This is a genomic window from Micromonospora sp. ALFpr18c (genome assembly GCF_008868155.1).
GTDB lineage: Bacteria > Actinomycetota > Actinomycetes > Mycobacteriales > Micromonosporaceae > Micromonospora.
On sequence record NZ_WBKR01000082.1, the window covers coordinates 1 to 25,977 of the forward strand.

22 protein-coding genes are annotated in these 25,977 nt (G+C 71.3%); 11 read left to right on the forward strand and 11 right to left on the reverse strand.

Annotation, left to right across the window (positions count from 1 at the left end):
- Positions 1 to 6 precede the first annotated feature (6 nt).
- The 6 genes from F8271_RS16435 to F8271_RS16460 all read right to left on the reverse strand — a co-directional run bounded on the left by F8271_RS16435 (position 7) and on the right by F8271_RS16460 (position 8,710).
- Positions 7 to 915 (reverse strand): amidohydrolase family protein, encoded by a 909-nt coding sequence (locus tag F8271_RS16435; protein ID WP_151490644.1) that lies wholly within the window; start codon positions 913 to 915, stop codon positions 7 to 9.
- Complete coding sequence (locus F8271_RS16440; protein WP_151490645.1) at positions 912 to 1,721, reverse strand: metal-dependent hydrolase; 810 nt, start codon at positions 1,719 to 1,721, stop codon at positions 912 to 914. Before F8271_RS16440 ends, F8271_RS16435 begins: the two co-directional genes overlap by 4 nt.
- 103 nt (positions 1,722 to 1,824) lie before the next feature.
- Positions 1,825 to 3,432, reverse strand: a complete 1,608-nt coding sequence (locus F8271_RS16445) for a serine/threonine-protein kinase (RefSeq protein ID WP_151490646.1) — start codon at positions 3,430 to 3,432, stop codon at positions 1,825 to 1,827.
- A 99-nt stretch (positions 3,433 to 3,531) separates the two neighbouring features.
- Positions 3,532 to 5,211: a serine/threonine-protein kinase gene (locus F8271_RS16450; protein ID WP_225854574.1), complete on the reverse strand. Its 1,680-nt coding sequence runs from the start codon at positions 5,209 to 5,211 to the stop codon at positions 3,532 to 3,534.
- Between the two features lie 83 nt (positions 5,212 to 5,294).
- Positions 5,295 to 6,629, reverse strand: coding sequence for a glycosyltransferase family 4 protein (locus F8271_RS16455; RefSeq protein WP_192580313.1), 1,335 nt, complete (start codon positions 6,627 to 6,629; stop codon positions 5,295 to 5,297).
- Positions 6,630 to 6,766: 137 nt separating this feature from the next.
- Positions 6,767 to 8,710 (reverse strand): amylo-alpha-1,6-glucosidase, encoded by a 1,944-nt coding sequence (locus F8271_RS16460; protein WP_151490647.1) that lies wholly within the window; start codon positions 8,708 to 8,710, stop codon positions 6,767 to 6,769.
- Between the two features lie 42 nt (positions 8,711 to 8,752).
- Here F8271_RS16460 and F8271_RS16465 point away from each other — a divergent pair, with 42 nt between their 5' ends.
- Both F8271_RS16465 and F8271_RS16470 read left to right on the forward strand, forming a co-directional pair.
- Positions 8,753 to 11,461, forward strand: coding sequence for a glucosidase (locus F8271_RS16465; protein WP_151490648.1), 2,709 nt, complete (start codon positions 8,753 to 8,755; stop codon positions 11,459 to 11,461).
- Between the two features lie 249 nt (positions 11,462 to 11,710).
- A complete protein-coding gene (locus F8271_RS16470; protein WP_151490649.1) occupies positions 11,711 to 12,730 on the forward strand; it encodes an LLM class flavin-dependent oxidoreductase in 1,020 nt (339 codons plus the stop codon).
- Between the two features lie 14 nt (positions 12,731 to 12,744).
- Here the strand turns inward: F8271_RS16470 and F8271_RS16475 are convergent, their stop codons facing one another.
- A complete protein-coding gene (locus F8271_RS16475; protein ID WP_151490650.1) occupies positions 12,745 to 13,077 on the reverse strand; it encodes a branched-chain amino acid transporter permease in 333 nt (110 codons plus the stop codon).
- Positions 13,070 to 13,807 (reverse strand): AzlC family ABC transporter permease, encoded by a 738-nt coding sequence (locus F8271_RS16480; RefSeq protein ID WP_151490651.1) that lies wholly within the window; start codon positions 13,805 to 13,807, stop codon positions 13,070 to 13,072. The genes F8271_RS16475 and F8271_RS16480 overlap by 8 nt, the downstream gene beginning before the upstream one ends.
- 62 nt (positions 13,808 to 13,869) lie before the next feature.
- Between F8271_RS16480 and F8271_RS16485 the strand changes: the two genes are divergently transcribed.
- The 3 genes from F8271_RS16485 to F8271_RS16495 all read left to right on the forward strand — a co-directional run bounded on the left by F8271_RS16485 (position 13,870) and on the right by F8271_RS16495 (position 17,698).
- Positions 13,870 to 14,325, forward strand: a complete 456-nt coding sequence (locus F8271_RS16485; protein ID WP_151490652.1) for an Lrp/AsnC family transcriptional regulator — start codon at positions 13,870 to 13,872, stop codon at positions 14,323 to 14,325.
- Positions 14,326 to 14,474: 149 nt separating this feature from the next.
- Positions 14,475 to 16,874 carry an IPT/TIG domain-containing protein gene (locus tag F8271_RS16490; protein ID WP_151490653.1) on the forward strand — a complete coding sequence of 800 codons (2,400 nt, stop codon included), beginning with the start codon at positions 14,475 to 14,477 and terminating at the stop codon, positions 16,872 to 16,874.
- Between the two features lie 245 nt (positions 16,875 to 17,119).
- A complete protein-coding gene (locus F8271_RS16495) occupies positions 17,120 to 17,698 on the forward strand; it encodes a TetR/AcrR family transcriptional regulator (protein WP_225854575.1) in 579 nt (192 codons plus the stop codon).
- 172 nt (positions 17,699 to 17,870) lie between these two features.
- Here F8271_RS16495 and F8271_RS16500 read toward each other — a convergent pair whose 3' ends face one another.
- From F8271_RS16500 to F8271_RS16510, 3 genes are all read right to left on the reverse strand, one after another.
- The gene (locus F8271_RS16500; protein ID WP_151490654.1) at positions 17,871 to 18,146 is read right to left on the reverse strand and encodes a hypothetical protein; all 276 of its coding nucleotides are present in this window, start codon (positions 18,144 to 18,146) and stop codon (positions 17,871 to 17,873) included.
- 47 nt (positions 18,147 to 18,193) lie between these two features.
- Positions 18,194 to 18,625 carry a hypothetical protein gene (locus tag F8271_RS16505; RefSeq protein WP_151490655.1) on the reverse strand — a complete coding sequence of 144 codons (432 nt, stop codon included), beginning with the start codon at positions 18,623 to 18,625 and terminating at the stop codon, positions 18,194 to 18,196.
- A 149-nt stretch (positions 18,626 to 18,774) separates the two neighbouring features.
- On the reverse strand, positions 18,775 to 19,506 hold the full coding sequence (locus F8271_RS16510; RefSeq protein WP_151490656.1) for a VOC family protein: 732 nt from the start codon (positions 19,504 to 19,506) through the stop codon (positions 18,775 to 18,777).
- Positions 19,507 to 19,637: 131 nt separating this feature from the next.
- Here F8271_RS16510 and F8271_RS33210 point away from each other — a divergent pair, with 131 nt between their 5' ends.
- The 6 genes from F8271_RS33210 to F8271_RS16540 form a co-directional block, all read left to right on the forward strand.
- The gene (locus tag F8271_RS33210) at positions 19,638 to 20,114 is read left to right on the forward strand and encodes a hypothetical protein (protein ID WP_225854576.1); all 477 of its coding nucleotides are present in this window, start codon (positions 19,638 to 19,640) and stop codon (positions 20,112 to 20,114) included.
- A 273-nt stretch (positions 20,115 to 20,387) separates the two neighbouring features.
- Complete coding sequence (locus tag F8271_RS16520) at positions 20,388 to 21,674, forward strand: ABC transporter substrate-binding protein (RefSeq protein ID WP_151490657.1); 1,287 nt, start codon at positions 20,388 to 20,390, stop codon at positions 21,672 to 21,674.
- Positions 21,671 to 22,648 carry a carbohydrate ABC transporter permease gene (locus F8271_RS16525; RefSeq protein WP_151490658.1) on the forward strand — a complete coding sequence of 326 codons (978 nt, stop codon included), beginning with the start codon at positions 21,671 to 21,673 and terminating at the stop codon, positions 22,646 to 22,648. Before F8271_RS16520 ends, F8271_RS16525 begins: the two co-directional genes overlap by 4 nt.
- 1 nt (position 22,649) lies before the next feature.
- Positions 22,650 to 23,486, forward strand: a complete 837-nt coding sequence (locus F8271_RS16530) for a carbohydrate ABC transporter permease (protein ID WP_151490659.1) — start codon at positions 22,650 to 22,652, stop codon at positions 23,484 to 23,486.
- A 10-nt stretch (positions 23,487 to 23,496) separates the two neighbouring features.
- Positions 23,497 to 24,705 (forward strand): ABC transporter ATP-binding protein, encoded by a 1,209-nt coding sequence (locus F8271_RS16535; protein WP_151490660.1) that lies wholly within the window; start codon positions 23,497 to 23,499, stop codon positions 24,703 to 24,705.
- A 543-nt stretch (positions 24,706 to 25,248) separates the two neighbouring features.
- On the forward strand, positions 25,249 to 25,977 hold a 729-nt coding region (locus F8271_RS16540; protein ID WP_255473702.1), incomplete at its 3' end, for a 4-alpha-glucanotransferase.

Consider the following 25,977-nt stretch of genomic DNA (forward strand, 5'->3'; position numbering starts at 1 on the left):
AGGGGGTCAGGAGAGGTCGAACAGGGCGGCGGCGCTGTTCCAGCAGACCGCCCGCAGCCAGTCGTCGCCGAGGTCCAGCCGGGCCAGGCCGGTCAGCTGGTCGGCGTACGGGTAGGGGATGTTCGGGAAGTCGCTGCCCAGCAGCACCTTGCCGGCGAGCCCCAACTCGCGCAACCGGGGCAGCTCGTCACCGGGGAATGGAACGAACCGGTCGAAGAAGGGCGTGAACGCCATGGTGGTGTCCAACCGGACCCGCTCGTACGTCTCCGCAAGGTCCAGGAAGGCCCGGTAGTCCGGGGCGCCGAGGTGTGCCACCACCGCCGTCAGCCGAGGATGGCGGGCGAGCAGGGCGGCGAACGGGTCCGGCCCGGTGTGCGCGGTCCCCACCGGGGCGTGCCCGGCGTGCACGACCACCGGCACCCCCGCGTCGGCCAGCGTCCCCCAGACGGCATCCAGCATCGGATCCGTCGGTGCGAAGCCGCCCACCTGCAGGTGCACCTTGAACAGCCGGGCGCCCCCGGCGAGCGCCGCCTCGACGTAGCGCGGGGCGTCCCGCTCGGGAAAGAACGTGGCCGAGGCCAGGCAGCCCGGGGTGGCGCGGGCGAACTCCAGCGTCCAGCGGTTGAGCTCCGCCGCCATGCCCGGCCGGTGCGCGTACGCCAACGCGCTGAATGCCCGCACCCCGAGCCGGCGCAGGTGCGCGACCCGGTCGGCGTCGCTCCACCGGTAGCGGATCGGCCAGTCGGTGCCGACCAGGGGCCCCGCCGCGTCGAAGTACGCCCACACCCGCCGCAGCAGTCGCGGCGGAAGGAAGTGCACGTGTACGTCGGCGAGCCCCGGCAGCCCCAGTGCGCGCCAGAAATCCGGCACCCGCTCGTCGGCCTGCGGAGGTGACGGCGCGGCCGGGTCGGTCATATCTCGATGTTGAACCGTTGCAGCACCGACGGTGCGATCAGGCCCGCCGTGGCGAGGACCGCCACGACCGTCAGCACTGCCCGCAGCACGACCACCTCGGCCTTGCTGCCGGTACGCAGGGCGATGCCGTTCGGCAGGCCGATCATCGTCCACATCCGTCGCTTGATCGGGACGGGCCAGAGAATCGGCACGCCGGCTCTCGTGATCATGTCGCCGAGGATGTGCACGAAGCAGCCCACGCCGACGGCGGTGCCGATCAGCGGATAGCCGCGCCCACCCGGCAGGTTGGCGAAGGTGAACCAGGCCGCGCCCGCCGACGCGAGGGTGATGATCACCCAACCGGCCCGTTCGGCCCACTCGTCGAACAGGCCGCGCATCGCCAGGCCGAACATGAAGAACAGGATGGTGATCACCGCCCACTTGCCGTACGCGGCGCAGAGCGCGGTGGTGCCCCACCCGACCAGCACGGTGAACGGAAGCGTGTGGGTCAGCGTCCGGTGGCCGTTGTTGCGGCGCGGATCCTTGCTGAGTTTCGTGGCGTAGTAGACCCCGAGGGAGATCTTCTCCATCACCTCGGCGGCGAACAGCGAGAAGACGCCGAACGTGCGGGCCACCGTCGCCCCACCCTGGTTCTTGGTCACCTTGCCCGACATGTCGAGGTCCGGAAAGAGCGCACCACCCGCGCACACCGCGGTGCCCACCGCCAACGCGAGCGGCGACTGGTGGTAGTCGGCGAACTGGTCCAACGCCCAGGACCCGGCCAGCCATACCGCCGCGCCGGACAGCGCGTGCGACGGTCCCATCATCTCGGCTCACCCTCCCCAGGGATCTTGAGCGCCCAAAACTACGCCACTGTAGTCAGCGTCGGCGCCGCAGGGGCATCACCCGGTCGGTCCACAACGGATGGTGTCAGAGAGCGGGGGTGAAGCTCTGCCGGATCATCGGCAAGTATGCCGCGTTGACCTGCCAGTCGAACTCTTTTGTCAACCACGAGACGGTGTACGAACGCCCGGCCGACGTGTTGGCCAGCAGGCGGAAGCTGTGCACCTGGTCGCCGGCGGCGTTCTCCCACCGGCACTCCCACGCCGCCCCGCCGTCGAAGATGTCCATCGCGGAGATGTCGAACCGGTGATAGCCCGGCAACGCGTCGCTGGCGGTGAGCCGAGCCTCCTCGGCCTTCCAGTGCGCCACCGGGTCGGGGCGCGACGGCCCCGCCTCGACACTGAGCACCCGTGCCCCACCGACCTCGCGGAAGCAGGTCACCGCACCCTCGGTCCAGCGCGCCCAGCCCACCGGCACGGCGATCCGGAACCCGGCCGGGTCGTCGTGCCACGTCCAACCGTCGAGCAGCCCGTACCGCCCGTCGGCCGGCGGCGACGAGGGCGGCACCGGGGTTGCCGTCGCGGGCGGAGGCGTCGAGCAGGCGAACGCGGCCGGGCGGGTGGTGGCCGCGCCGCCGCCGGTGCCGGACGGCGGTGTCCGGTCGGTGTCGCGGGCCACCAGCGCCCACGTGAAGCTGCCGGCGATGACGAGTGCGACGGCCGCGCCGGCCAGGCCGATCACCATGCCCCGCCGGCCGGAGTGACGGCTGGGTGGCGCCGGCGGACCGCCGAGCGGGTCGACCGGTGTGTGCGCCAGGGCCCGGCCGGCGCTGCGTACCGCCGCCACCGCCGAGGACCGGGCCGGGCCGGTGGGTTCGTCCGGGGTCGCCGCAGCGCCGCGCAGCAGCGCCTCCGCCTCGGCGGCGGTCAACCGTCGCCAGGGATCGCGCTGCAGCAGGCCGGTGAGCACCGGGCGCAGCGGCCCGGCGCGGCGCATCGGGTCCGGTGGTTCGGTGGCCAACGCGCTGAGCGTCGCCATCGCGTTCGACCGGGCGTACGGCGACTGGCCCTCGACGCTCGCGTAGAGCGTCGCGCCCAACGACCACAGGTCGGTACGCGGGTCCGACACCCCTTCGCGCGCTCGTTCCGGGGCGACGAACTGCGGCGAGCCGAGCACCGTGCCCGGCCCGGTCATCGCCCCGTCGCCGCCGTCGAAGGTGGCCAGCCCGAAGTCGGTGAGCACCACCCGCCCGTCGTCGGCGACCAGCACGTTGTGCGGTTTCACATCGCGGTGCAGCACGCCGGCGCTGTGCGCGGCCCGCAACGCGGCCAGCACCGCCAGCCCGATCCGGGCGGTGCGCTGCGGGCTCAGCGGGCCCTCCGCGCTGATGATCTGCTGCACCGACCGGGACGGCACGTACTCCATCACGATCCAGGGGCTGTCCCGGTCGTGCACCACGTCGTAGATGCGGACCACGTTCGGGTGGTTGAGTCGAGCGGCGGTGCGTGCCTCGCGCAGCGTCCGCAGCCGCAGCTCCTCGCGCTCGGCCTCGGCCAGCCAGGACGGCAGCACGACCTCCTTCACCGCGACATCGCGGTGCAGCATCTCGTCGCGTGCCAGCCACACCCGGCCCATTCCGCCGGTGCCGACCAGGTCGCGCAGCCGGTACCGACCCGCGATCAGCAACTGCTGCACGGTCGCTCCCCCTCGGTCACCCCGAGTTACACGATAGCCACCGAAGGCGGGTTTCTCATCCGCTGAGCGGCCTCGATCCACGCCGGACGGTGGTCCGGATCATGGCCATACGGTGCAGGTCAGGGGGGTGGTCGGAAACTGTTTCGGACTGCCCGCCAGTCTGTGTCGGCCCGGTTCCAGTCCCTGTCGTCGGTGATCCAGCCCAGCGTCCAGCGGCCGGCCCCGACGACCTGTTGCCGGGCGTGCAGCCACGGGCCGTTCGGGGCCTCCCAGCGGCACTCCCACTCCGCGCCACCGTCGCTGGCGGCGAGCCGGATCTCGTCGTACCCCGGCAGTGCTCCGGCGGCGGCCGCAGCGTCGCGGGCCGCGCGTAGCCGGACCAGCGGGTCGGCGCTGTCGCCCCGGGCGACGCTGAAGGCCCGGCCGGTCGTCGGGTCCTGGAAGCAGGCCACCGCGCCGTCCTGGGAGTAGTGCCAGGTCGCCGGGACGGAGACCCGGAAGCCGGTGGTGTCGGCGTGCCAGACCCAGCCGGGCGGCGGCCGGAACGCCTCGCCCGGGAGCGGTGCGCCGGCCAGCACCGGCGCGCCGACGACATCCGGACGGACACACGCGAACGGCGGCGGTGGGCCACCCGGCGGTGTCGCTGGGCTCGTCACCGGTGACGGCCAACGCGGTACCCACGCCGGCGGCCGCGGCGACCAGCAGAGCGACGGCGATCAGCGCGGCCCGGCGAGCGGTGCGCCGCCTGTCCGGCGGTGTGGTGGAGACCGGGCCGCCCGGGTCTGCGGCGGGTTCGCCGGGCTCGGGTAGCGGGATGGTGGGGTCCTGGTCGACCAGGTCGTCGGCGAGGCCATCGGCTGCGGCGGCGCGGTTGCCGTCCGCCGGACCATCGGGGCCGGACGCCGCGAGCGGGTTGGCGCCACCGGACGCCAAAAGCGGGTTGGCGCCGCCGGACGTCAGCGCTGGATCGGTGCGACCGTCCGCCGCGGCGGTGAGCAGTCGGCGGGCGGCATCGTGGTCGAGACGGTCGTGCGGATCGCGGCGTAACAGCCCGGCGAGCACCGGCGCGAGCGGCCCGGCGTGCGGGGCCGGGTCCCGCGGGCCGGCGGCCAGCGCGCTGAGGGTGGCCATGGCGGTGCTGCGGGCGTACGGGGAGCGGCCCTCGACGGCAGCGTGCAGGGTGGCCCCGAGCGACCACAGGTCGGCCGCCACCGTGGACACCCCTTCGGCGGCCCGCTCCGGCGCGACGTACTGCGGAGAGCCGAGCACCATCCCGGGGCGGGTCATCGCGCCGTCGCCACCGTCGAAGGTGGCCAGCCCGAAGTCGGTGAGCATCACCCGCCCGTCGTGGGCCATGAGCACGTTCTGCGGCTTGATGTCGCGGTGCAGCACCCCGGCCGTGTGCGCGGCGTGCAGCGCGCCGAGCAGCGCCAGCCCGATCCGGGCGGCACGGGTCGGCTCCAGCGGCCCCTCGGCGTCCAGGACGTCCTGCAGGGTGCGCGACGGCACGTACTCCATGACGATCCACGGGCTGCCCTCGACCGGGACGACGTCGTAGAGCCGGACCACCGCGGGGTGGTTGAGCCGGGCCGCGGTGCGCGCCTCCCGAAGGGTGCGCGAGCGCAGTTCGGCACGCTCGTGGTCGGCCAGCCAACCCGGTGGCACGACCTCCTTGACCGCGACCTCGCGGTGCAGCATCTCGTCGCGGGCACGCCACACCCGACCCATGCCCCCGCGACCAACCAGGTCGAGCAGCCGGTACCGACCGGCGATCAGCACCTGCGCACGCTCCTCCTCAGCCGCTGTCCGGGCTACACCCTAACCAGCGGATTGGAAGTCACCTATCGGTCGTCCGACTCACCTCAGCAGGCGGCGTGGTCGACGGTGGCGAGCAGATTGCCCTCCGGGATGGCGATCCGGGTACGTCCACCCGCCAGTTGGGCCGCGGCACGCCGGGCCTGCAGCGGACCGTGCTCGCGGCGGGCGGCGGCGTAGCTGGCCGCCGTGCGGGCCGCGATCGTGGCCCAGCCGTAGCGCTCGCCGACCATGGTGCGGGCCTTGCGGGCCACCCGGCGGGCGAAGACCTCGTCGCCGAGGAGCTGACCGACCGCGCCGGCGAGCGCGTCCGGGTCGCTGTGCGGGAACGTCACACCGGTCACGCCGGCCTCGACGATCTCGGCGAGGCCGCCGGTGCGGGCCACGGCCAGGGGCGCGCCGGCGGCCGCCGCCTCCAGGGCCACCATGCCGAACGGCTCGTAGAGGCTGGGCACCACGGTCGCGTCGGTGGCGCCGAGCACCGCGGGCAGCTGGGTGGCGTCGAGGAAACCGGTGAAGCGGACGGTCGAGGAGAGCGCCAGCCGGCGGGCCTGGGCCTCCAGCTCGGCGCGGTACGGGCCGTCGCCGGCGATCACCACGCGCAGCCCGGGGTGCTGCTCCCGCAGCCGGGGCACCGCGTGGACGAGGTGCTGCACGCCCTTCTCGTAGACCAGCCGCCCGGCGTACCCGACCAGCGGGCCGGTCCCGGCGAAGCGGGCGCGGGCCGAGGCGACCGCACGCGGACGGGCCCGCCAGGCGCGGTCGTCGACCCCGTTGGGCACCACGTCGACCTGTGCGGCCGGTACGTCGAAGAGGGTGGTGACCTGGTCGCGCATGTACCCCGAGCAGGTGATGACGCGGGTGGAGACGCCGCTGAGCCAGTGTTCGACGCCGTGGATGGTGCGGTTCATCTCCTCGGGTAGCCAGCCCTGGTGCCGGCCGGCTTCGGTGGCGTGGATGGTGGTGACGAGGGGGATGTCCAGGTGGTCGCGCAGGGTCATGGCGGTGTGCGCGACGAGCCAGTCGTGGGCGTGGATGACGTCATAGCTGCCGGCCTGGGTGGCGCGCAGGGCGGTGCGGGTGAGGGTGTGGTTGAACGCCATCGTCCAGGCGAGCAGGGAGCCGGTGGCCAAAGGAAAGGTGACCGGGTCTTCGGGGGCGCGCAGGATGCGCACGCCGTCGGCGTACTCCTCCAGGGGTGCGCCCTCGGCGTGGCGGGTGACGACGGTGACCTCGTGGCCGGCGGCGACCAGGGCGACGGAGAGGGCGTGCACGTGTCGGCCGAGGCCGCCGACGAGCACCGGCGGGTACTCCCAGGAGAGCATCAGCACCCGCAGCTGCCGGGCGGGGTGGATGTCGATCACGTGGGCATCGAGTGACATGCGGCCCCCTTTGAGTTGTCCCCGGGCGCGCGCCGACCGACACCGGATTCGATGTCGCCGTCGCGCCTGGATCGGAGCCAATCCTGCCGGGATCGCGATAACCAGTGGCGACACCACCGTTGCGGTCGTGTAAAGCGCTACTGGCCCTTTCGCCGCACCCGCAGCAGCTCGGCCACCGACCATGCCTGGAACGGGCACCCGGTAGCGGTGTGCGGCGCGAGGCCATCGGCCGTCTCACTTACCGATCCTAGCCCATATTCGGTCAAATGGGCCTCTATGCCGATGAAAACGTCATCGACTGACATCTTTCCCCGGCGGCAGGCGTCCACGTACGGACCGAGCAGCCACGGCCAGACCGTGCCCTGGTGATAGCCCCCGTCGCGCTCCGCGGGACCACCGCCGTGCCGGCCCACGAACTCCGGCGCGTCCGGGGCTAGACTGCGCGGCCCGAGCGGAGTGAACAGCCCCGCGGCGACCCGGCGCAGCGTCGGCTCGTCCGGCTCCAGCGGCGCGAACGGCAACGACCAGGCCAGCAGCTGGTTGGGGCGGAGTGCATCATCGTCGTGCAGGGCCGCGCCACCCAGCGGGTACGCCGGAGCGGGCGCGTCCAGCACGTCGTGCAGCCAGCCGGTCGGGGCCGGGAAGCGGTCCCGGAACGAGGACGTCGCCTGCCCGTGCCGCCGCCACAGGTCGGCCGCGTCCTGCCCGGCCAGCTCGGTCAGCTCCGCGAGCCCGGCCAGCCCGTTGATCCACAGCGCGTTGACCTCGACCGGCTTGCCGGTACGCGGGGTGACCGGCACCCCGTACACCCGGGCATCCATCCAGGTCAGCGCGGTGCCCGGAGCACCCTGGGTGAGCAGCCCGTCGGCCGGGTCGACGGCGATCCCGTAGCGGGTGCCGGCCACGTGGGCGTCCACGACCGTCCGCAGCGCGGGCAGCAGCTCGTCGCCGAGGTCGGTGTCGCCGGTGACGGTGACGTGCCGGCTCACCGCGTGCAGGAACCACAGCGTGCCGTCGACGGTGTTGTACTCCACCCGTCCGGTGTCGGCCGTGTTGGCGAGCATCCCCTCGGACAGCGTCGCCGCGTACGACCGCAGCAGCTCCCGGCCCTCGGCGGCGCGACCCGTGCAGAGGAACAACCCCTCGTACGAGATCATCGTGTCCCGTGACCAGGCGCCGAACCACGGGTACCCGGCCACCACGTCGACCGTCCCGCCGCCGGGACGCACCACGAACGCGTCCGCGGCCAGCGCGAGGGTCGCCTCCACGTCATCGGCGGGTTTCGCCGTCGCCACCACCTGCCGGTTGCGCCGCCGGGCGGTCGCCACGATCTCCGCTGCGGGCGGAGGCTCCTCGTCGAGCCGGCCCGCCCAGGCCCGCACCGACACCGTGTCGCCGGGGCGTTCCAGCTCGCCGGCGAAGCGGCCCGCGTACCAGAGGTCCTCGTCCGGGTGCAGACCCCGGTTGGCCTCCTCGCGGTGGTGCACGCCCAGCCACCACTGCCCCTCCGGTGCCCAGCCCGGCCCGGCCAACCGGTACGCGCCCTCGACCACCGCGCCGTCGGCCACCGTCTCGACCTGCGGGGTCGGCCCGTCGGCGCGCCGTTCGCCGTGCGCGTCGCGCCAGGTGCAGGCGGCGGACAGCTCCAACCGGACCGGCCCGCCGGCCACCAGCCGGTGCACCACCGCCACGCAGGAGCGGCCCGGCAGCATGGCCAGCTCGCGTTCGATCACCACCGCGCCGATCCGCCACCGCCACCGGGGCAGCCCGTCGACCAGGTCGAAGCGCTCCAACAGCTCGAAGCCGCGCGGGTCCACGTCGCCGGAGGACCACTCGTGCGCGCCGAGCCGCACCCGTGCGCCGGACGGCAGGGTGACCGCCGGATCGAGACTGACCAGTCCCACCTGGCGGGACGCCGGGGTTTCGCCGGGCACCACGAGCAGACCGTGGTAGCGGCGGGTCCGCAACCCGCCGACGGTGCCCATCGCGTACCCGCCGAGACCGTCGGGCACCAGCCATTCCCGGCTCGCCGCGCTGCTCAGATCGCCGCAGACCTGCGGGCCGAAGTGAATGTCGATCAACTTTCCTCCACCGGCTGCGGGGTGTAACACGCCACGACGAGAATGGCCGCTGTGGTCAAGTACCGCAGCGGCGTCGAAGATGTGCACGTGATCACTGACCGTTCGTCCTCCGACGCCTCGCCACCCGACGCTGAGCGGCTCCGGCTCGCCCAGGCCGACTCGGGTGAGCAGGACTGGCGCGCATGGGGTCCCTATCTGTCCGAACGGGCGTGGGGGACGGTACGGGAGGACTACAGCGAGCACGGTACGGCCTGGGACTACTTCCCACATGACCACGCCCGGTCCAGAGCCTACCGGTGGAATGAAGACGGGATGGCGGGCGTCTGCGACGATCGACAGACCTTCGCGTTCGCTCTCGCGTTGTGGAACGGCAAGGACCCGATCCTCAAGGAGCGGATGTTCGGCCTCGGCGGTGACGGCGGCAACCACGGCGAGGACGTCAAGGAGTACTGGTGGTACGAGGACTCCACGCCCACCCACTCCTGGATGCGCTGGCGCTACCACTACCCGCAGGCCGCCTTCCCGTACGACGAACTCGTCGCGGTGAACGCGCTGCGCGGCCGCGACGACACCGAGTACGAGCTGGTGGACACCGGGATCTTCGACGACGACCGGTACTGGGCGGTGACCGTCGACTACGCCAAGGCGTCCCCGACCGACCTGTGCATGGTGATCACCGTGGCGAACCGGGGCGACCGGGCGGAGAACCTGCACGTGCTGCCCACCCTGTGGTTCCGCAACACCTGGGCCTGGGGCCTGCCCGGCGGGGACCGCATTCCCACCCTGACCGGCGAGGGCACCCGGCTGGTCGGTGAACACCGGGTGTTCGGCCAGCTGCTGCTGGAGGGCGACGGCGGCCCGGTGCCGCTGCTCTGCGACAACGACACCAACGCCGAACGGCTCTGGGGGCTGCCCGGCCGCTCGGCGTACCCGAAGGACGGCATCAACGACCACGTGGTCAACGGCGCGGCCACCGTCAACCCGGCGCGGGAGGGCACCAAGGGCGCGCTGCACTACGTCCTCGACGTGCCGGCCGGCGGGCAACGGCAGATCCGGTTGCGGCTCACCCGCACCGCCTCGCCGCCGGCCGCCGCCCCGCCGCCCCCGGCCGACCTCGGCGAAGGGTTCGAGGCGGTGGTGTGGGCACGGCGCGCCGAGGCGAACCGGTTCTTCGCCGGGGTGATCCCGCCGGCCGCCACCCCCGACGAGGCGCTGGTCGCCCGGCAGGCCATCGCCGGGCTGATGTGGGGCAAGCAGTTCTACCACTTCGACGTCAAGCGCTGGCTGGAGGGCGATCCGGGCTCGTCGCCCCCGCCGGCCGGGCGCCGACACGGGCGCAACAGCGCCTGGTGGCACATGACCAGCTTCGACGTGATCTCCATGCCCGACCCGTGGGAATACCCGTGGTACGCGGCCTGGGACCTGGCCTTCCACTGCGTCAGCATCGCCCGCGTCGACCCGGGCTTCGCCAAGGAACAACTACTGCTCCTGCTCCGCGAGTGGTACCTGCACCCCAACGGGCAGATCCCGGCGTACGAGTGGGCGTTCGGCGACGTGAACCCGCCGGTGCACGCCTGGGCGGCGCTCAAGGTGTTCGAGATCGACGGCGGCCGGGACTTCGAGTTCCTGGCCCGGGTGATGCACAAGCTGCTGCTCAACTTCACCTGGTGGGTCAACCGCAAGGACACCGGCGGCAACAACGTGTTCGAGGGCGGCTTCCTCGGGCTGGACAACGTCGGGCCGTTCGACCGTTCGGCGGCGCTGCCGGTGGCGGGGGTGCTGGAGCAGTCCGACGGCACCGGCTGGATGGCCATGTACGCGCTCAACCTGCTGGACATGGCGATCGTGCTGGCCGAGCACGACCGGACCTGGGTGGACACCGCCACCAAGTTCTTCGAACACTTCGCGTACATCGCCGCCGCCGCGTACGAGCAGGGGCTGTGGGACGACGAGGACGCCTTCTTCTACGACGTGCTGCGCCTCGCCGACGGCACGAAGGTGCCGCTCAAGGTGCGCTCGGTGGTCGGGCTGCTGCCACTGGCGGCCACCACCCGGCTCACGGCGAAGACCCTGCACCGCCTGCCGGAGCTGGGCGCCCGGCTGCGCTGGTTCCTCACCAACCGCCCCGAGTACGCCCAGGTGATCGGCACCCGCCGGCTCGGCCCCGACGGCCGCCAGCAGCGGCTGCTGTCCATGGTCGGCCCGGAGCAGGTGGTCCGGCTGCTCGCCCGGATGCTGGACACCGACGAGTTCCTGTCCGAGTACGGCCTGCGCACGCTGTCCCGCGCGCACCTGGACAAGCCGTTCTCGGTGACCCTCGGCGGTCAGGAGTTCTCCGTCGGCTACGAGCCGGCCGAGTCGACCAGCGGCCTGTTCGGCGGCAACTCGAACTGGCGCGGCCCGATCTGGATGCCGACGAACTTCCTGCTGATCAGCGCGCTGCGCGACTATGCGGCGTTCTTCGGCGACGACCTCCAGGTCGAGTACCCGACCCGCTCCGGGGTGAAGCGCACGCTGGACGAGATCGCCGACGACCTGTCCGCCCGACTGATCTCGCTGTTCACGCAGGACGACTGGGGGAGACGGCCGATCTACGGTGCCTGTCAGCTCTTCCAGACCCACCCGGACTGGCGGGACCTGGTCGCCTTCCCCGAGTACTTCCACGGCGACAACGGGGCGGGGCTGGGCGCCTGGCACCAGACCGGTTGGACGGCCCTGGTCGCCGACCTGATCCTCACCCTGCGCCGGTGATCCGGTGAGAAGCGCCTCCGATCGCGCCTTCCCGCCCCGGTGTCGCGCCGGATGACGACTGGCGTCGTCGCAGGATCCAGCTCAGGTAAAGACATCGTCCAGTCACACTTTCCTAGACTCTCGCTGGACCCAGATCTCGTCTGTCCACTCCGGATGCCCGAAACGCCGCCGGCGAGCGGCGCTCGCACCGCGGTCCGACACACCTGTTGTGAGACCAGCCAAGAACACGCCGTACGCCTGGAGGAACCGGTGCCCGCACCCTCGACCCCGCTGAGGAAGCTCGGTTTCCTCACGATCGGTCTGTTCGACGAGGCCGACCCGCGTGCAGGCCACGAGTCGACGCTGGACATCATCGCGCTCGGCGAGCAACTCGGGTTCGACAGCGCCTGGGTGCGCCACCGCCACCTCCAGTACGGCATCTCCTCACCGGTCGCCGTCCTGGCCGCTGCCTCACAGCGGACCAGCCGCATCGAACTCGGCACTGCGGTCACCCCCCTCGGCTGGGAGAATCCGCTGCGGCTGGCCGAGGACCTGGCGACCGTCGACATCCTCTCCGGCGGACGGCTCAATCCGGGAGTGAGCGTCGGCCCGCCGACGCGTGACGACAGCGTCATGCGATCGCTGTACCCCGACACCGCAGACGCCGAGGATTTTGACTACTCCCGGCTGCGGCGGCTGCTCGACTTCGTCCGTGGCGCACCGGCCAGTGACTTCGACGGTGTCAAGGGCATGGAGGCGTTCTCCGAGCGGGTGCAGCCACACTCTCCCGGTCTGGCCAGCCGGATGTGGTACGGCGCCGGAAGCCTCCGGTCGGCGCGGTGGGCCGGTGAGCAGGGCATGAACCTGCTCACCAGCAGCGTGGTGAAGGCCGAGGAGTCCACGGACTTCGCCGAGGTTCAGCTGTCCCAGATCCGGGCCTTCCGAGCTCTGCACCCGGACGGCGACCGTGCCCGCGTCTCCCAGGGCCTGGTCGTGATCCCCACCGACTCGGCCACCCCGTCCCAACGTGCCCGCTACGAGGAGTACAGCCGTCAGCGGATGCCCCGGACGATGTCGACGCACGGGCCGAGCCGGGTGATGTTCGCCCCCGACATCGTCGGGCCGGCGGAGGTGATCGCCGAGCGTCTGTACGCCCATGCCGCGTTCCGTGAGGTGACCGAGGTCGCCTTCGCCCTGCCGTTCACTTTCGAGCACGCCGATTACGTTCAGATCCTCACCGACATGGCAACCCGACTCGGCCCACTGCTCGGCTGGCATCCGGCCTCATAGGTCGACAGCGCCCTTCAATTGGCGAGCAGGGTGCTGACGAGCGTGACGTAGGTGGCGGTGCCGACCAGGATGCTGAGAAGGGCGCTGCGGCGCCAGAGGTGCAGCCCAACGGTGATGCCAACAGCCAGCAGCGTGACGATCAGGCGGTCGGGACGCTGGTGTGGCACGTCGCGGAGGCAGTAGGCCGCGAGGGTGATCATGATGCCGGCAGGCATGGCGGCCGCGAGGTAGGTGACGGTGGGGCTGGCGCGGAGCCGGTCCAGGACGGCGAACGGCAGGGCGCGCAGTCCCCACGCGACGGCGGCGGAGGTCACGACCGCGGCGAGTAGATACGGGGCGTCAGGCACGAGTGGGTCTCCGGGTGGTCAGAAATCGGCGTACGAGCAGCGCCGTGGTGAACAGCGTGAGGGCGACGGGCAAGAACTGGTTCGGGAGACTGAGGTAGGTGGCGAGCGCCGCGAGCAGGGCCAGGAGTGGGGTAGGGAGGTCGTGGCGGCGGGCCCGGATCGCCTCGATGGCCAGCACGACGAACAACGCGGTCAGCGCGAAGTCCAGACCGGCGACGCGCTCTGGGATCAGTGCGCCGAGTGTCCCGCCGAGTGTTGCGCCACCCACCCAGTACAGGTGCAGAAACATTTGAAGCGCGACGATGCGGCGGCCGGGCCATGCTTGAGCCTGCCTGTTGGCGGTGAGGGCGTATGCCTCGTCGGTCAACGCGAAGGTGCTGTACAGCTTGCCTCTGCGGCTGTGGACTCGGTGCAGTGGGAACGACAGCCCGTAGAACAGGTGCCGAACGTTGACCAGCAGCGCGGTCGCCGCGATCGTGGCCAGCGGCGCGAATGCGCTGATGAGGCCAATGAGCAGGAACTCGAATGAGCCGGCGTAGATGACCGTGGTGAAGACCGTGGCCCACCACCAGTGCAGTCCGGCTTGAACGACCAGCACTCCGAGAGCGACGCCCAACGGTGCCAGCCCCAGTCCGACGGGCAGGGAGTCCTTGAGTGCGGCGAGCAGAGAGGACGGCGCCTTCACGTCGTGGTCCTTCCCGGTGGCAGCCGCCGTCGGATCGCTTGACATGCTGAAATTGTATTTCAAAGCCTGCGTAATTTGGTGCCAAATAGTTGCCGTATAATCGTCGCGTGGGTAATCGGGAACGCCTTGATGCGCTTGATCGGGAAATTTTATTTCAACTGAGTCGGGACGGCAGGTTGAGTAACGTCGAGTTGGCACGGCGGGTGGGGCTCACTCCGCCGCCGTGTCTGCGCCGGGTCAAACGGCTGGAGGACACCGGCGTCATCGCCGGCTACCGCGCCGTGATCGACCCCGTCGCGACCGGCCGTGGGCTCGAGGTTCTGATCGACGTCGAGATCGCGGCGCAGAACCTCCAAACGGTGCAGGAGTTCGAAGACACCGTGTCCGCCTACGACGAGGTGGTTGAGTTTCGCCGCATGTTCGGCCGCCCCGACTACCTCGTGCGGGTCGCTGTCGAGGACCATGGCGCCTTTGAGGCATTCCTCAGCGGCAAGCTCATCGGCCTACCGGGTGTCCTGCGAGTCGAGTCTCGCCTGACCATGAAACTGATCAAGAGCAACTAGCGGTTGGCAAGGTGGGCGATCCTGGATCACCTACGATTGCGACCCAAATGAGCATTATGCGCAACTTGCACGATTTGCCCTCGTTGTCCCGGTGACGGGTGGACCCACGCCGAGCAGACCCGTCAGTCCATCTGAACGGGGGAATATCGGTGAGACCTGTCCTGCTGCGAAGAAGAATCACGAGCGCATCCACGGCGCTGCTGGTCGCCGGCCTGGCGACCCTGGGGCTGGGGACGCCAGCACGCGCGGCGCCGGGTGACGCGAACGCCCGCGGTGTCGTCGTCGACCTGTCTGCGGAGGTACTCGGCACGGCCGTGATCACCGCCGACGCCACCATCGGCACCGCCACCGCGCCGCCTGCCGGCGGCACCGACACCGAGACCCTGCTGGCCATCTCGATACCCGGGGCGCTCGGCGTGACTGCCAGCGGCACCGTCGAGGAGGTCACCGCCACCCGGGCAGCGGCCTCGTCGTCGGCGTCCTCCAGCGTCAACGGCCTCAACCTGGCCGTGCTCGGCGTCGACGTGTTGGACGCCACCGAGGCCACCGCCACCGCGACCTGCCCGCAGGTCGGCCCGACCGGCGCGGACACCACGCTCGTCGGGCTGGAACTATTCGGCTCCGCGGTGACCCTGACGGCGAACACCCCCGCCGTCGTCGGCAGTGCGGCCGTGGTGGTGTCGGGGCTGGTGGACGCGAGCCTGAACGCATCGCTGACCCGCGTCGAGACGACCACCGCCGCCGGCGCCACCGCGATCACCATACGAGCCACCTTCACCCTGTCGGGCACCATCCTCGGCGTGCCGACGACCATCCCGATCGGAACGGTGATCGTCGCCGAGGCCAACTGCGAACGCCCGCCCACTGCGCCCACCACCGCGACGATCAACCCGGACGAGGGCCCGCAGTCGGGCGGCCAGACGGTGACCATCACCGGTACGGGCTTCATCTCGGGTGGCACCACGGTCACCTTCGACGGTTCGCCGGCCACCACCGTCACGGTCAACCCGAGCGGCACCTCGTTGACGGCGGTCACCCCGCCCGGCGCGATCGGTCCGGCGTCGGTCGTGGTCAGCACGGTGAACGGCGCAGCGCCGCCGCTCGGCTACACCTACCTGGCCGACGGCAGCGCGGCTGTGATCACCGGTCTCACGCCGCCCTCCGGCCCGACGGCCGGCGGCACGACGGTGACCATCACCGGCACCGGCTTCACCGGGGTGGCGGCAGTGGACTTCAACGGGCTGCCCAGCACCGGGTTCACCGTCAACCCGGCCGGCACCACGATCACCGTGGTGACCCCTCCGAACCCGCAAGGACCGGCCCTGGTTGAATTGGTCTTCCCCGCCGGTCGGGTGACCGCGCCGACGTTCACGTACATCGCGCCGACCATCACCTCGATCGTGCCGAACACCGGCCCGACCACCGGCGGTACGACGGTGACGGTCACCGGCACCGGGTTCACCGGGGCGACCGAGGTGACCTTCGGCGACACGTCGGGCACCAACCTCGTCGTGGACCCGAGCGGCACCTCGCTGACCGTTGTCACACCGCCTGGGCAGGTCGGTCCCGTGGACGTGGCCGTGCTCATTCCGGGCGAGAACGCCAATGCGCCGAACGGGTTCACGTACGTCGCGGCGCCTCCGACCGCCACGTCGATCACGCCGAACGCGGGCCCGCAGTCGGGTGGCCAGACGGTGACGATCACCGGCACAGCCCTCGTCCCCGGTGACACGAACGTCACCTTCGACGGGGTCCCGGCCGCCAACGTCACGGTCAGCCCGGACGGCACCTCGTTGACGGCGCTCACCCCGCCGGGCGCGGTCGGGCCGGCGGTGGTGGTGGTGAGCACCGGCGGCGGCACGGCCGCACCGCTGGACTACACGTACCTGCCCGACGGTAGTGCCGCCAACGCGACCGGGCTGACCCCGACGACGGGGCCGACCTCGGGTGGCACCACGGTGACCATCACCGGCAGTGGCTTCGCCGGGGCGTCCGGGGTGACCTTCGACGGGGTGCCGGGCACCGGGTTCACCGTCAACCCGGCCGGCACCACGATCACCGTGGTCACGCCGCCGAACTCGGCCGGGCCGGCGGACGTGCGCCTGGTGTTCCCCGCGGGCACGGCCACCGCGCCACCGTTCACGTACGTCGCGCCGCCCGCGCCGCCAGTCATCGACACGGTGACCCCGGGTCAGGGGCCGGTCGGTGGTGGCACCACCGTGACGATCGGTGGTTCCGGATTCGTGCCCGGCGGGACGGTGGTCACCATCTGCGGCGCGACCATCCCGGCGAACCAGGTCACCGTGCCGCCGAACGGGCGTTCATTGACCTTCCGTACCCCGCCCTGCGCGGCCGGGAACACCACGGTCGTCGTGAGCACCGACCGTGGGGCCTCCAACGGGCTCACCTTCCGCTACGTCCCGCGGATCCTGCCGGTGACCGGTGACAGCGTCGGCGCGCCGCTGACCATTGGCGCGATGCTCGCTCTCTTCGGCATCGTCCTGGTGTTGCTGACCCGCCGTCGGCAGCGCGCCAGCCGGATCGGCTGACCATATTGTCCCGGCCAGGGCTCAGCTCGGGCCCTGGCCGGGATGGCAGCGCCGCCGGTCACCCGATGAAGGGCTCGGGCCCGAGTCGTCCCGCACGACCACGTCCCCGCCCGTCGCGGTGATCTCCTCACCTGACGAGCCGGACCTCGGGTGTGGCAGGTGCCGGCCGCGCCCAGCTTCTCGCGGACAGTCACCAATCCGTCACCGAAGAAGTGTGGGTGGTGTTCGCCCGTACGCTCGGGTGCGTGCCCGGACCTGCCGAGAAGGCCACCGAACAGGACCGGCGTGACCTCATCGTCACGGTCGCGCGAGAGCTGGCTGAGACGGAAGGCTGGGCGGGGGTGAGCACCCGCCGGCTGTCCGAGCGGGCCGAGATCGACATCGGTGACATCTACCGCCACTTCGCCGATCTGGAGGCGCTGCTCGCCGCCGTCGCGGTGTGCGCCTTCGCCGACCTGGCCGCCGACCTGGCGGAGGCGCACGCGGACGCCACCGACGAACCCGAGGGCGTCTGGTCGGCGGTCGCTTCCGCGTACCTCGACTTCGCGTACGCGAATCCGGAGGTCTACGACGCGATGCTCGCGCTGACCCCCGACCTGGCCCTCGGCGACGATGGTGTGCCGGCGGCGCCGCGGGCGGTCTTCACCGAGCTGCGGGCGGCCCTGGCCCCGCTCGCCGAGGGACGGGACCTGGACACTCTCGCCGAGGTGGGCTGGAGCCTGCTGCACGGCGTGGTGATGCTCACCCGGGGCGGCCGGCTGCGGCCCGAGGGGCAGGAGGAGCGCGAAACGATGATCGCGGCGAGGCTGCTGCGGTGGCCGTGACCACCGACGCGGCGTCGGGGCCAGAGACGGGCACACGTGGGTGCTGGAAGACGACGAACTGGACCCGACCGACGGTGGGGTGCTGCGGCCCACCGCGGTCGGAGCCCACCTGACCTGGGCCGGCTCTCGCCGTCCGGGTGTGGCGTGGTGCCACCACCGACAGGCCCCGCGCTCAGGCCCCTTCGCGTCGGACGATCGCCACCGCGACCCGGCAGAACTCGTCCATGTCAGGGTTGAAGCCGGCCGCGATGTCGGGGTGCAGACCCGAGCGGGTCTCGTCCAGCAGTCGCTGGCAGACCTGCTCGACCGGCTCGCCGGCGTAGCCCGCGCTGACCCGTTCGGTGGCGGCCTGAAGCGCCGAGGTCAGTTGCTCCTCCAGCGGGCCGCGCAGCTTCTGCTGCACAGGATCGAGCCCGCGCGGGTCGAGCGTGACATGTGGCTCCGACATCGGTGCTCCCTTCGTCGGCGACCGCGATACCCCACCGCGGACGTCGGTTAAACCCCGGTCGGTACGGCGGCGACCCGCACCTGGTACGAGAATTCCTCCGCCGGCTCCTCGTGGTACGACAACCGGCGGATCTGCCGGTCGTCGTCGTAGAGGGCGACGTCCACCAGGACGCCGAGGTGGGCCAGGCCGATGGACGACACGCGCTTCTTGTCCTGCAACACCGCACAGACGCCGCCGAGCAGGGTGCTGGCGTCGGATGTTCGGTGCCCGGGCGGGCAGCGCAGCACCAGGTCGACCTCGACGGGCCCAGGCAGCGGCGTCCAGCCGGTGCGCTGGGCCGCCGCGAGGGCGGCCTGGAGCAGGGTGCGTACCCTCGTCGCCTGCCGGTGCCCGGCGGCGAAGATGGACAACGCTTCGGTCTTGACCGGTGGCAGGCCGCTCACCTCAAACGTCAGGGCGAGAGCGCGGGTGTCCTGCACGACGGCACCTCCTCGTTGGGACGATCCTGCCGAACCGGGGGAGCGGCGGTGGGACGTTCCCGCGATTACCCACCGATCGGGCAGCTTGGAGTCGGCCGGAGGCGTGTCGACGGCGGCGGCGAACGCGCTGGCTGCGGCGCTACAAAACGCTAGTCGACGCCGCCCGCGCTGGGTAGTCGGTCGTTCACCCGACGCGGCGCGAACGCGCAGAACTCGTTGCCCTCCGGGTCGGCCAGCACCCACCAGCGCGCCGTGTCGATCGGCTCCCGCAGCAGCGTCGCGCCCGCCGCGATGAGCGCGGTCGGCTCCTCGTCGACCATCTCGACGTCCCAGTGCAGCCGGTTCTTGACCGTCTTGGGCTCGGGCACCTCGGCGAACACCCAGTAGTCCCAGGGGAACCCGGACGCGCCGATGATCGACGCGTGGGTCCCCTCGTCCTCGACGGTGCCGCCGACCACCCCGGCCCACCAGGTCGCCTGCGCGGCCGGGTCGGCCGAGTCGACGACCAGCTCGAACGGCCCCGGTCGAGTGCCCTCGCGGGCTCCGAACGCGCAGAACGGGTTGCCCTCCGGGTCGTCCAGCACCCACCAGGTGACGTCGCCGGACGGCTCCGCGACCAGTCGCGCGCCGCCGGCGAGCAGCGCCGCCGGGTCCGCGTCGGCCAGGCGCAGATCCAGGTGTACGCGGGTCTTGCCGACCCGTGGCTCGGGCACCCGGTTCACCCAGATCGACTCGGCGTCGGAGCGCGCCGATCGGGGGTCCACCCGGGTGTCGCCGTCACCGGCATCGGCCACGTCGGCGTCCAGCATCCGCGCCCAGAACCCACCGAGCGTGAGCGGGTCCGTGGCGTCCAGACAAAGATCCTTGAAGCGTGCGATCACCGCCCCAGCATGCCCGGTGCCGCCCCGCGTCGAACAGGATCGCGGAGCGGGGGCCGCGTGGGTCCGGCGATCATGGAGTTGTGGTGCCTGGCTTGGCGTTTCACGGGCGGTTTGTCGCCCACCACAACTCCATGATCGACGAGGCGGTACCGGCCTGGCGCGAAGGAGTTGTCGCGGGTTTGCCGGTATGGAGCGCGCGAGGGGAGAGGCCCCGGGGCGAGGGCCTCTCCTGGGATCGCGTCGGTCGGCGCATCGACGATCTGCGCGGTGAGCTGGTTGTCGGCATGGGCCACGCGTTCGCCGTCCGGCAGTTCGGCGATAGTGCACTGGCCGGCCAGCCCCAGGTACATGCCCGCGGTGCGGTGGCGGTGATGATCGTCCGGCCGCCCGTCCCGCACGTCGCCATGCGCCCGCTCTGGCGGTGCCGGAACTGTGGCGGCGAGTGGCCCTGCCAACCGGCCAAGCTCGCCCTGCTGGCCGAGTACCGGACCAACCGGACCGCACTGCTGATCTATCTCGGCACTCTGATGCACGAGGCGATCTATCTCGGCACTCTGATGCACGAGGCGACGAACCAGCTCACCCGGACCATCCGCCAGCCCGAATGACCGAGCGCTTCCTCTCCTGGACGAGGGTCCGGAGCTGACGCCCCGGGGCCGCCGCCTCGGCGATGTGGCGTCGGGGCAGGCCAGAGACGGCATTCGCTGCGCTGACTCCCGTTGTGTCGGCCAGGTTTCGCGGCTTCACGGGTGGGGCAGTGTAGCCGCACAGAGTATCCGGACCGGGGCGTTTCCGCAGCTCATCGGCTCGGAGTCAGCTCTCGCCGTGCGCCGGGGCACGGATGCCCTCCCCGGTTTCCGCCGAAGAGAGGGGGGAGGGCGATGACACACTCCAGAACGGCCCGACACCGGCGTCGGCCGGTTGTCCGGGTTGGTGCGGCGGCTGTCGCGCTGGCGCTCGTCGCGCCGCTCGCCGCGTGCGGCGCCGACGACACCGGCGGCCCACCGACGATCAACCTGTACTACCCGCCCGAGCAGAACCTGCAGAAGGTCGTCGACGACTGCAACGCGCAGGCCCAGGGACGGTACGAGATCGCCTACCGGGTGCTGCCCCGCCAGGCCGACGACCAGCGGGTGCAGATGGTGCGCCGGCTGGCCGCCAAGGACACCGGCATGGACGTGCTCGGCCTGGACGTCACCTGGACCCAGGAGTTCGCCAGCGCCGACTGGATCCGTGAGTGGACCGGCCAGGACAAGTCCGAGGTCGAGCAGGGCACTCTCGCCGGCCCGCTGGACACCGCCCGCTACGAGGACAAGCTCTACGCGGCGCCGAAGAACACCAACGTGCAGCTGCTCTGGTACCGCAAGGACCTGGTGCCGCAGCCGCCGACCACCTGGGACCAGATGATCGACGCGGCCCAGCAGCTCAAGGAGCAGGGCAAGCCGTACCAGGTGCTCACCATGGGCGCCCAGTACGAGGGCCTGGTCGTGCTCTACAACACCCTGGCCGAGAGCGCCGGCGGAAAGATCCTCTCCGACGACGGCAAGCAGGCCGTGATGGACGACGGCACGGTCCGGGCGCTGGAACAGTTGCAGCGCTTCGCCACGTCGAGCGTGACCTCGCCGTCCTTCAGCAACGCCACCGAGGACCCGGTGCGGCTGGAGTTCCAATCCGGCGCGGGCGCGTTCCAGGTGAACTGGCCGTTCGTCTACCCGGCGCTTCAGGAGGCCAACCCGGACCTGGCCAAGCAGGTCGGCTGGGCGCGTGTGCCCGGCGTTGACGGGGGCACCCCCAGCAAGGTCACCATCGGTGGGGTGAACCTGGCGGTCAGCTCCTACTCCGAGCACCCGGAACTGTCCTTCGAGGTCGCGCGGTGCCTCCGCAGCGCCGAGCACCAGAAGTTCTCCGCCATCAACGACGGTGTGCCGCCGACCATCGAGGCGGTCTTCGACGACCCGGAGATGACCGAGGCGTACCCGATGAAGGACACCATCCTGGAGGAGCTGAAGGAGCCGGCGACCCGGCCGCTGACCCCGGCGTACCAGAGCATCTCCACCGTCATGTCGGCGATCCTGTCCCCGCCGTCGGCGATCCGTCCGCAACAGACCGCCGACGAGTTGCGCGGCGCCATCGCCGACGCCCTCCAGTCGAAGGGGGTCCTGCCGTGACCCTTCCCGCCACGCCGACCGACACCGCCCCAGAGAAGAGCTCCGCGTCCGCCAGCGTTCCCACCCAGCGCGGCAGCCGCCGCACGGCGCCGCTGAGCGAGAACAAGAAGGCCGAACGCAAGCTCGGCTGGCTGCTCTGCGCGCCCGCCGCGCTGGTGATGGTCGCGGTGACCGCGTACCCGATCATCTACTCGGTCTGGCTGTCGTTGCAGCGCTACGACCTGCGCTTCCCCGACCAGCGTGAGTTCATCGGGCTGGAGAACTACGTCACCGTGCTCACCAACGAGTTCTGGTGGACCGCGTTCGGGGTGACCGCGCTGATCACGGTGGTCACCGTGGCCGTCGAGCTGGTGCTCGGCATGGGGTTGGCGCTGATCATGCACCGTACGCTGGTCGGGCGGGGCATCGTCCGCACCTCGGCGCTCATCCCGTACGGCATCGTCACGGTCGTCGCCGCGTTCTCCTGGCGGTACGCCTGGACCCCCGGCACCGGCTACCTGGCCGACCTGTTCAGCGACGGCGCGCCGCTCACCGAGCGGGCCAGCTCGCTGGCGATCATCATGCTCGCCGAGATCTGGAAGACCACGCCGTTCATGGCGCTGCTGCTGATGGCCGGGCTGGCGCTGGTCCCCGAGGACCTGCTCAAGGCCGCCTCCACCGACGGGGCGACGGCCTGGCAGCGGTTCACCAAGGTGATGCTGCCGGTGATGAAGCCGGCGATCCTCGTCGCCCTGCTGTTCCGCACCCTGGACGCGTTCCGCGTCTTCGACAACATCTTCGTGTTGACCGCCGGCGGCAACGAGACCTCGTCGGTGTCGATGCTCGCCTACAACAACCTGATCCGGGGTCTGAACCTCGGCATCGGCTCGACGATGTCGGTGCTGATCTTCATCACCGTGGCGATCATCGCCTTCGTCTTCGTGAAGCTTTTCGGTACCGCTGCTCCCGGCAGCGACGACGGGGAGAGGCGCTGACATGGCTGTCGAAACCACCACCCGGGCGAAGCTGCGCTGGGGTCTGCTGGACGTCCTCGTGGTCGTCTTCGCGCTGATCCCCGTCCTGTGGATCGCCTCGCTGTCGTTCAAGACGCCGGCCACCCTCACCGACGGGAAGTTCTTCCCCCGCGAGTGGACGCTGGACAACTACAAGACGATCTTCGAGACCGACCAGTTCGTCCGAGCCTTGATCAACTCGATCGGCATCGCGCTCATCGCCACGCTCGTCGCGGTGGTGCTCGGCGCGATGGCCGCGTACGCGATCAGCCGTCTGGACTTCCCCGGCAAGGGGCTGCTGGTCGGCGTCTCCCTGCTGATCGCGATGTTCCCGCAGGTGTCGCTGGTGTCACCGCTGTTCGAGATCGAGCGGCAGCTCGGCCTCTTCGACACCTGGCCCGGTCTGATCCTGCCGTACATCACCTTCGCGTTGCCGCTGGCGATCTACACGCTGTCGGCGTTCTTCAAGCAGATCCCGTGGGACCTGGAGAAGGCCGCGAAGATGGACGGCGCGACCCAGGCCCAGGCGTTCCGTCGGGTGATCGCCCCGCTGGCCGCGCCCGGCCTGTTCACCACCGCGATCCTGGTGTTCATCTTCTGCTGGAACGACTTCCTGTTCGCCATCTCGCTGACCTCCACCGAGCGGTCACGCACGGTGCCGGCCGCGCTGTCGTTCTTCACCGGCGCCTCGCAGTTCGAGGACCCCACCGGGGCGATCTGCGCCGCCGCCGTGGTGATCACCGTTCCGATCATCCTGTTCGTTCTCTTCTTCCAGCGTCGCATCGTGTCCGGTCTGACCTCCGGCGCAGTCAAGGGATAGGTGAGTAGTCATGGCTGACATCGTGCTGGACAAGGTGAGCAAGAGCTTCCCGGACGGGACCGTCGCCGTGCAGGACGTCGACCTGGAGATCGCCGACGGCGAGTTCGTGATCCTGGTCGGGCCTTCGGGCTGCGGCAAGTCCACCACCCTGAACATGATCGCGGGGCTGGAGGACATCAGCTCCGGAGAGCTGCGCATCGCCGGGCAGCGGGTCAACGACAAGGCGCCCCGGGACCGGGACATCGCCATGGTGTTCCAGTCGTACGCCCTGTACCCCAACATGACGGTGCGGGAGAACATGGCGTTCCCGCTGCGGCTGGCGAAGCTGGACAAGGAGACCATCAACGCCAAGGTCGACGAGGCGGCGAAGGTCCTGGAGCTGACCTCGCTGCTGGATCGCAAGCCCGCCAACCTCTCGGGCGGGCAGCGGCAGCGGGTGGCGATGGGCCGGGCGATCGTCCGCCAGCCCAAGGCGTTCCTCATGGACGAGCCGCTGTCCAACCTGGACGCGAAGCTGCGCGTGCAGATGCGCACGGTGGTGTCCCGGTTGCAGAAGCAGCTCGGCACCACCACCGTCTACGTCACCCACGACCAGACCGAGGCGATGACCCTCGGCGACCGGGTCGTGATCATGCGGGGCGGTGCGGTGCAGCAGGTCGGTCCGCCGCAGGAGCTGTACGACCACCCGCGCAACCTCTTCGTGGCCGGTTTCATCGGCTCGCCGTCGATGAACTTCCTGCACGCCGCCGTGCAGGACGGCAGCCTGCGTACCGCACTGGGTGACGTGCCGCTCGGCGACCGGGTCCGCCGGGAGCTGGAGGCTGCGGACGCGCCCCGCGAGCTGATCCTCGGCATCCGACCCGAGCACTTCGAGGACGCCGAGCTGATCGACGACGACACCCGTCGGCGGGGCCTGGAGTTCGACGCGCCCGTGGAGATCGTCGAGTCGATGGGCTCGGACAAGTACGTCTACTTCACCGTGGAGGGGGAGCGGGCCAGCGCCGCCGAGTTGGAGGAGCTGGCCGCCGACGCGGGTTCGGCCGATTTCGCCGGCGCCGGCGGCAACCTCGTCACCCGGCTGTCCGCGGAGTCCCCGGTCGCCGAGGGGCAGTCCCGCCGGGTCTGGTTCAACCTGGAGAAGATCCACCTGTTCGACCCGGGCACCGGCCGCAACCTGACCCTGCACGAGGGCCGGGCGGCCGGCGCGCTCGCCGACTGACCGCGCGCCCCGCGCGATGGTCGTGCTCCACGCGATGGTCGTGCTCGATCATTGATGTAGTGGTGTCGGGCGGCGTGCGATGCCACGACAACCAGGATGGTGCGCGATCGTGGTGGCGAGGGGCCGGCGGGCGAGCCCGCCGGCCCCTCGCCGTGTCCTGCGCCGCGCGTCCGGCCGTGGCAAGGTGGTCGAAGGTCGCGTCGTGAAGCGGGGGACGGATGAATCGACGACTGGCCGCGCTGGCCACCGCGCACGGCGTGTCCACCTGGTACGAGGACTGGCGGCACCGCCGCGTCGAGGTCGCCCCGGACACCGTCGTGGGCGTCCTCGGCCTGCTCGGCGTCGACGCCACCAGCCCGGCGGCCATCGCCGACGCGCTCGCCGCCGCCCGCGCGGTCGACAAGGCCGCGCTGCCGCCGACCGTGGTGCTGACCCACGGCGCCACCCGGGCGCTGCCCGGGCCGGGCGTGGTGACGCTGGAGGACGGTCGCCGCGTGGCGACCGGACCGGCTCGCCGCCACCGGGTACGCGGCCTACCGGGACATGCTGCGGCGGACCCTGCGGCACGCCGGTGGCCTGCGGGTCGACCACGTCGCCGGGCTGTGGCGACTGTGGTGGGTGCCGCCGGGCGCCGGCGCGGCCGAGGGCACCTACGTACGCTACGACGCCGAGGCGATGCTGGGCATCCTCGCGCTGGAGGCGTACCGGGCCGGCGCTGTGGTGGTCGGTGAGGACCTCGGCACCGTCCAGCCGGCGGTGACGCGGGGCCTGCGGGGGCGCAACATGCTCGGCTCGACCGTGCTGTGGTTCGCCCGCGACGACGACGGCGACTTCGTCGCGCCGAGCCGGTGGCCCCGCAACGCGCTCGCCACGATCTCCACCCACGACCTGCCGACCGCGCCCGGTTTCCTGGCCGGCGAGCACGTGCGGGTGCGCGACGAGTTGAAGCTGCTCAGCACCGACACGGCGGTGGAGCGGGCACGGGCGGCCGAGGAGCGGGACCGGTTGCTGGCGATGCTGCGCGCCGAGGGCCTGTTGCCGGCCACCGACCCGCCACCGGACGACGAGGAGGCGGTGGTGGCGATGCATGCCGCGCTCGCCGCCAGCCCGACGCGGCTGCTCGGCGTCTCCCTCTACGACGTGCTGGGCGAGGTACGCCAACCCAACATGCCGGGCACCGTGGACGAGTATCCGAACTGGCGGCTGCCATTGCCGGCCAGCGTGGCGCAGATCCGCACCGACCCCCGGGTGGCCCGGATCGCCGCGCTGCTG

What these genes read in the sequence shown, in the direction of transcription:
- F8271_RS16435 (WP_151490644.1), bottom strand. Translation starts at nt 915, where the DNA reads ATGACCGACCCGGCCGCGCCGTCACCTCCGCAGGCCGACGAGCGGGTG.
- F8271_RS16440 (WP_151490645.1), bottom strand. Translation starts at nt 1,721, where the DNA reads ATGATGGGACCGTCGCACGCGCTGTCCGGCGCGGCGGTATGGCTGGCC.
- F8271_RS16455 (WP_192580313.1), bottom strand. Translation starts at nt 6,629, where the DNA reads ATGTCACTCGATGCCCACGTGATCGACATCCACCCCGCCCGGCAGCTG.
- F8271_RS16465 (WP_151490648.1), top strand. Translation starts at nt 8,753, where the DNA reads ATGGCCGCTGTGGTCAAGTACCGCAGCGGCGTCGAAGATGTGCACGTG.
- F8271_RS16480 (WP_151490651.1), bottom strand. Translation starts at nt 13,807, where the DNA reads ATGTCAAGCGATCCGACGGCGGCTGCCACCGGGAAGGACCACGACGTG.
- F8271_RS16500 (WP_151490654.1), bottom strand. Translation starts at nt 18,146, where the DNA reads ATGTCGGAGCCACATGTCACGCTCGACCCGCGCGGGCTCGATCCTGTG.
- F8271_RS33210 (WP_225854576.1), top strand. Translation starts at nt 19,638, where the DNA reads ATGATCGACGAGGCGGTACCGGCCTGGCGCGAAGGAGTTGTCGCGGGT.
- F8271_RS16520 (WP_151490657.1), top strand. Translation starts at nt 20,388, where the DNA reads ATGACACACTCCAGAACGGCCCGACACCGGCGTCGGCCGGTTGTCCGG.
- F8271_RS16530 (WP_151490659.1), top strand. Translation starts at nt 22,650, where the DNA reads ATGGCTGTCGAAACCACCACCCGGGCGAAGCTGCGCTGGGGTCTGCTG.
- F8271_RS16535 (WP_151490660.1), top strand. Translation starts at nt 23,497, where the DNA reads ATGGCTGACATCGTGCTGGACAAGGTGAGCAAGAGCTTCCCGGACGGG.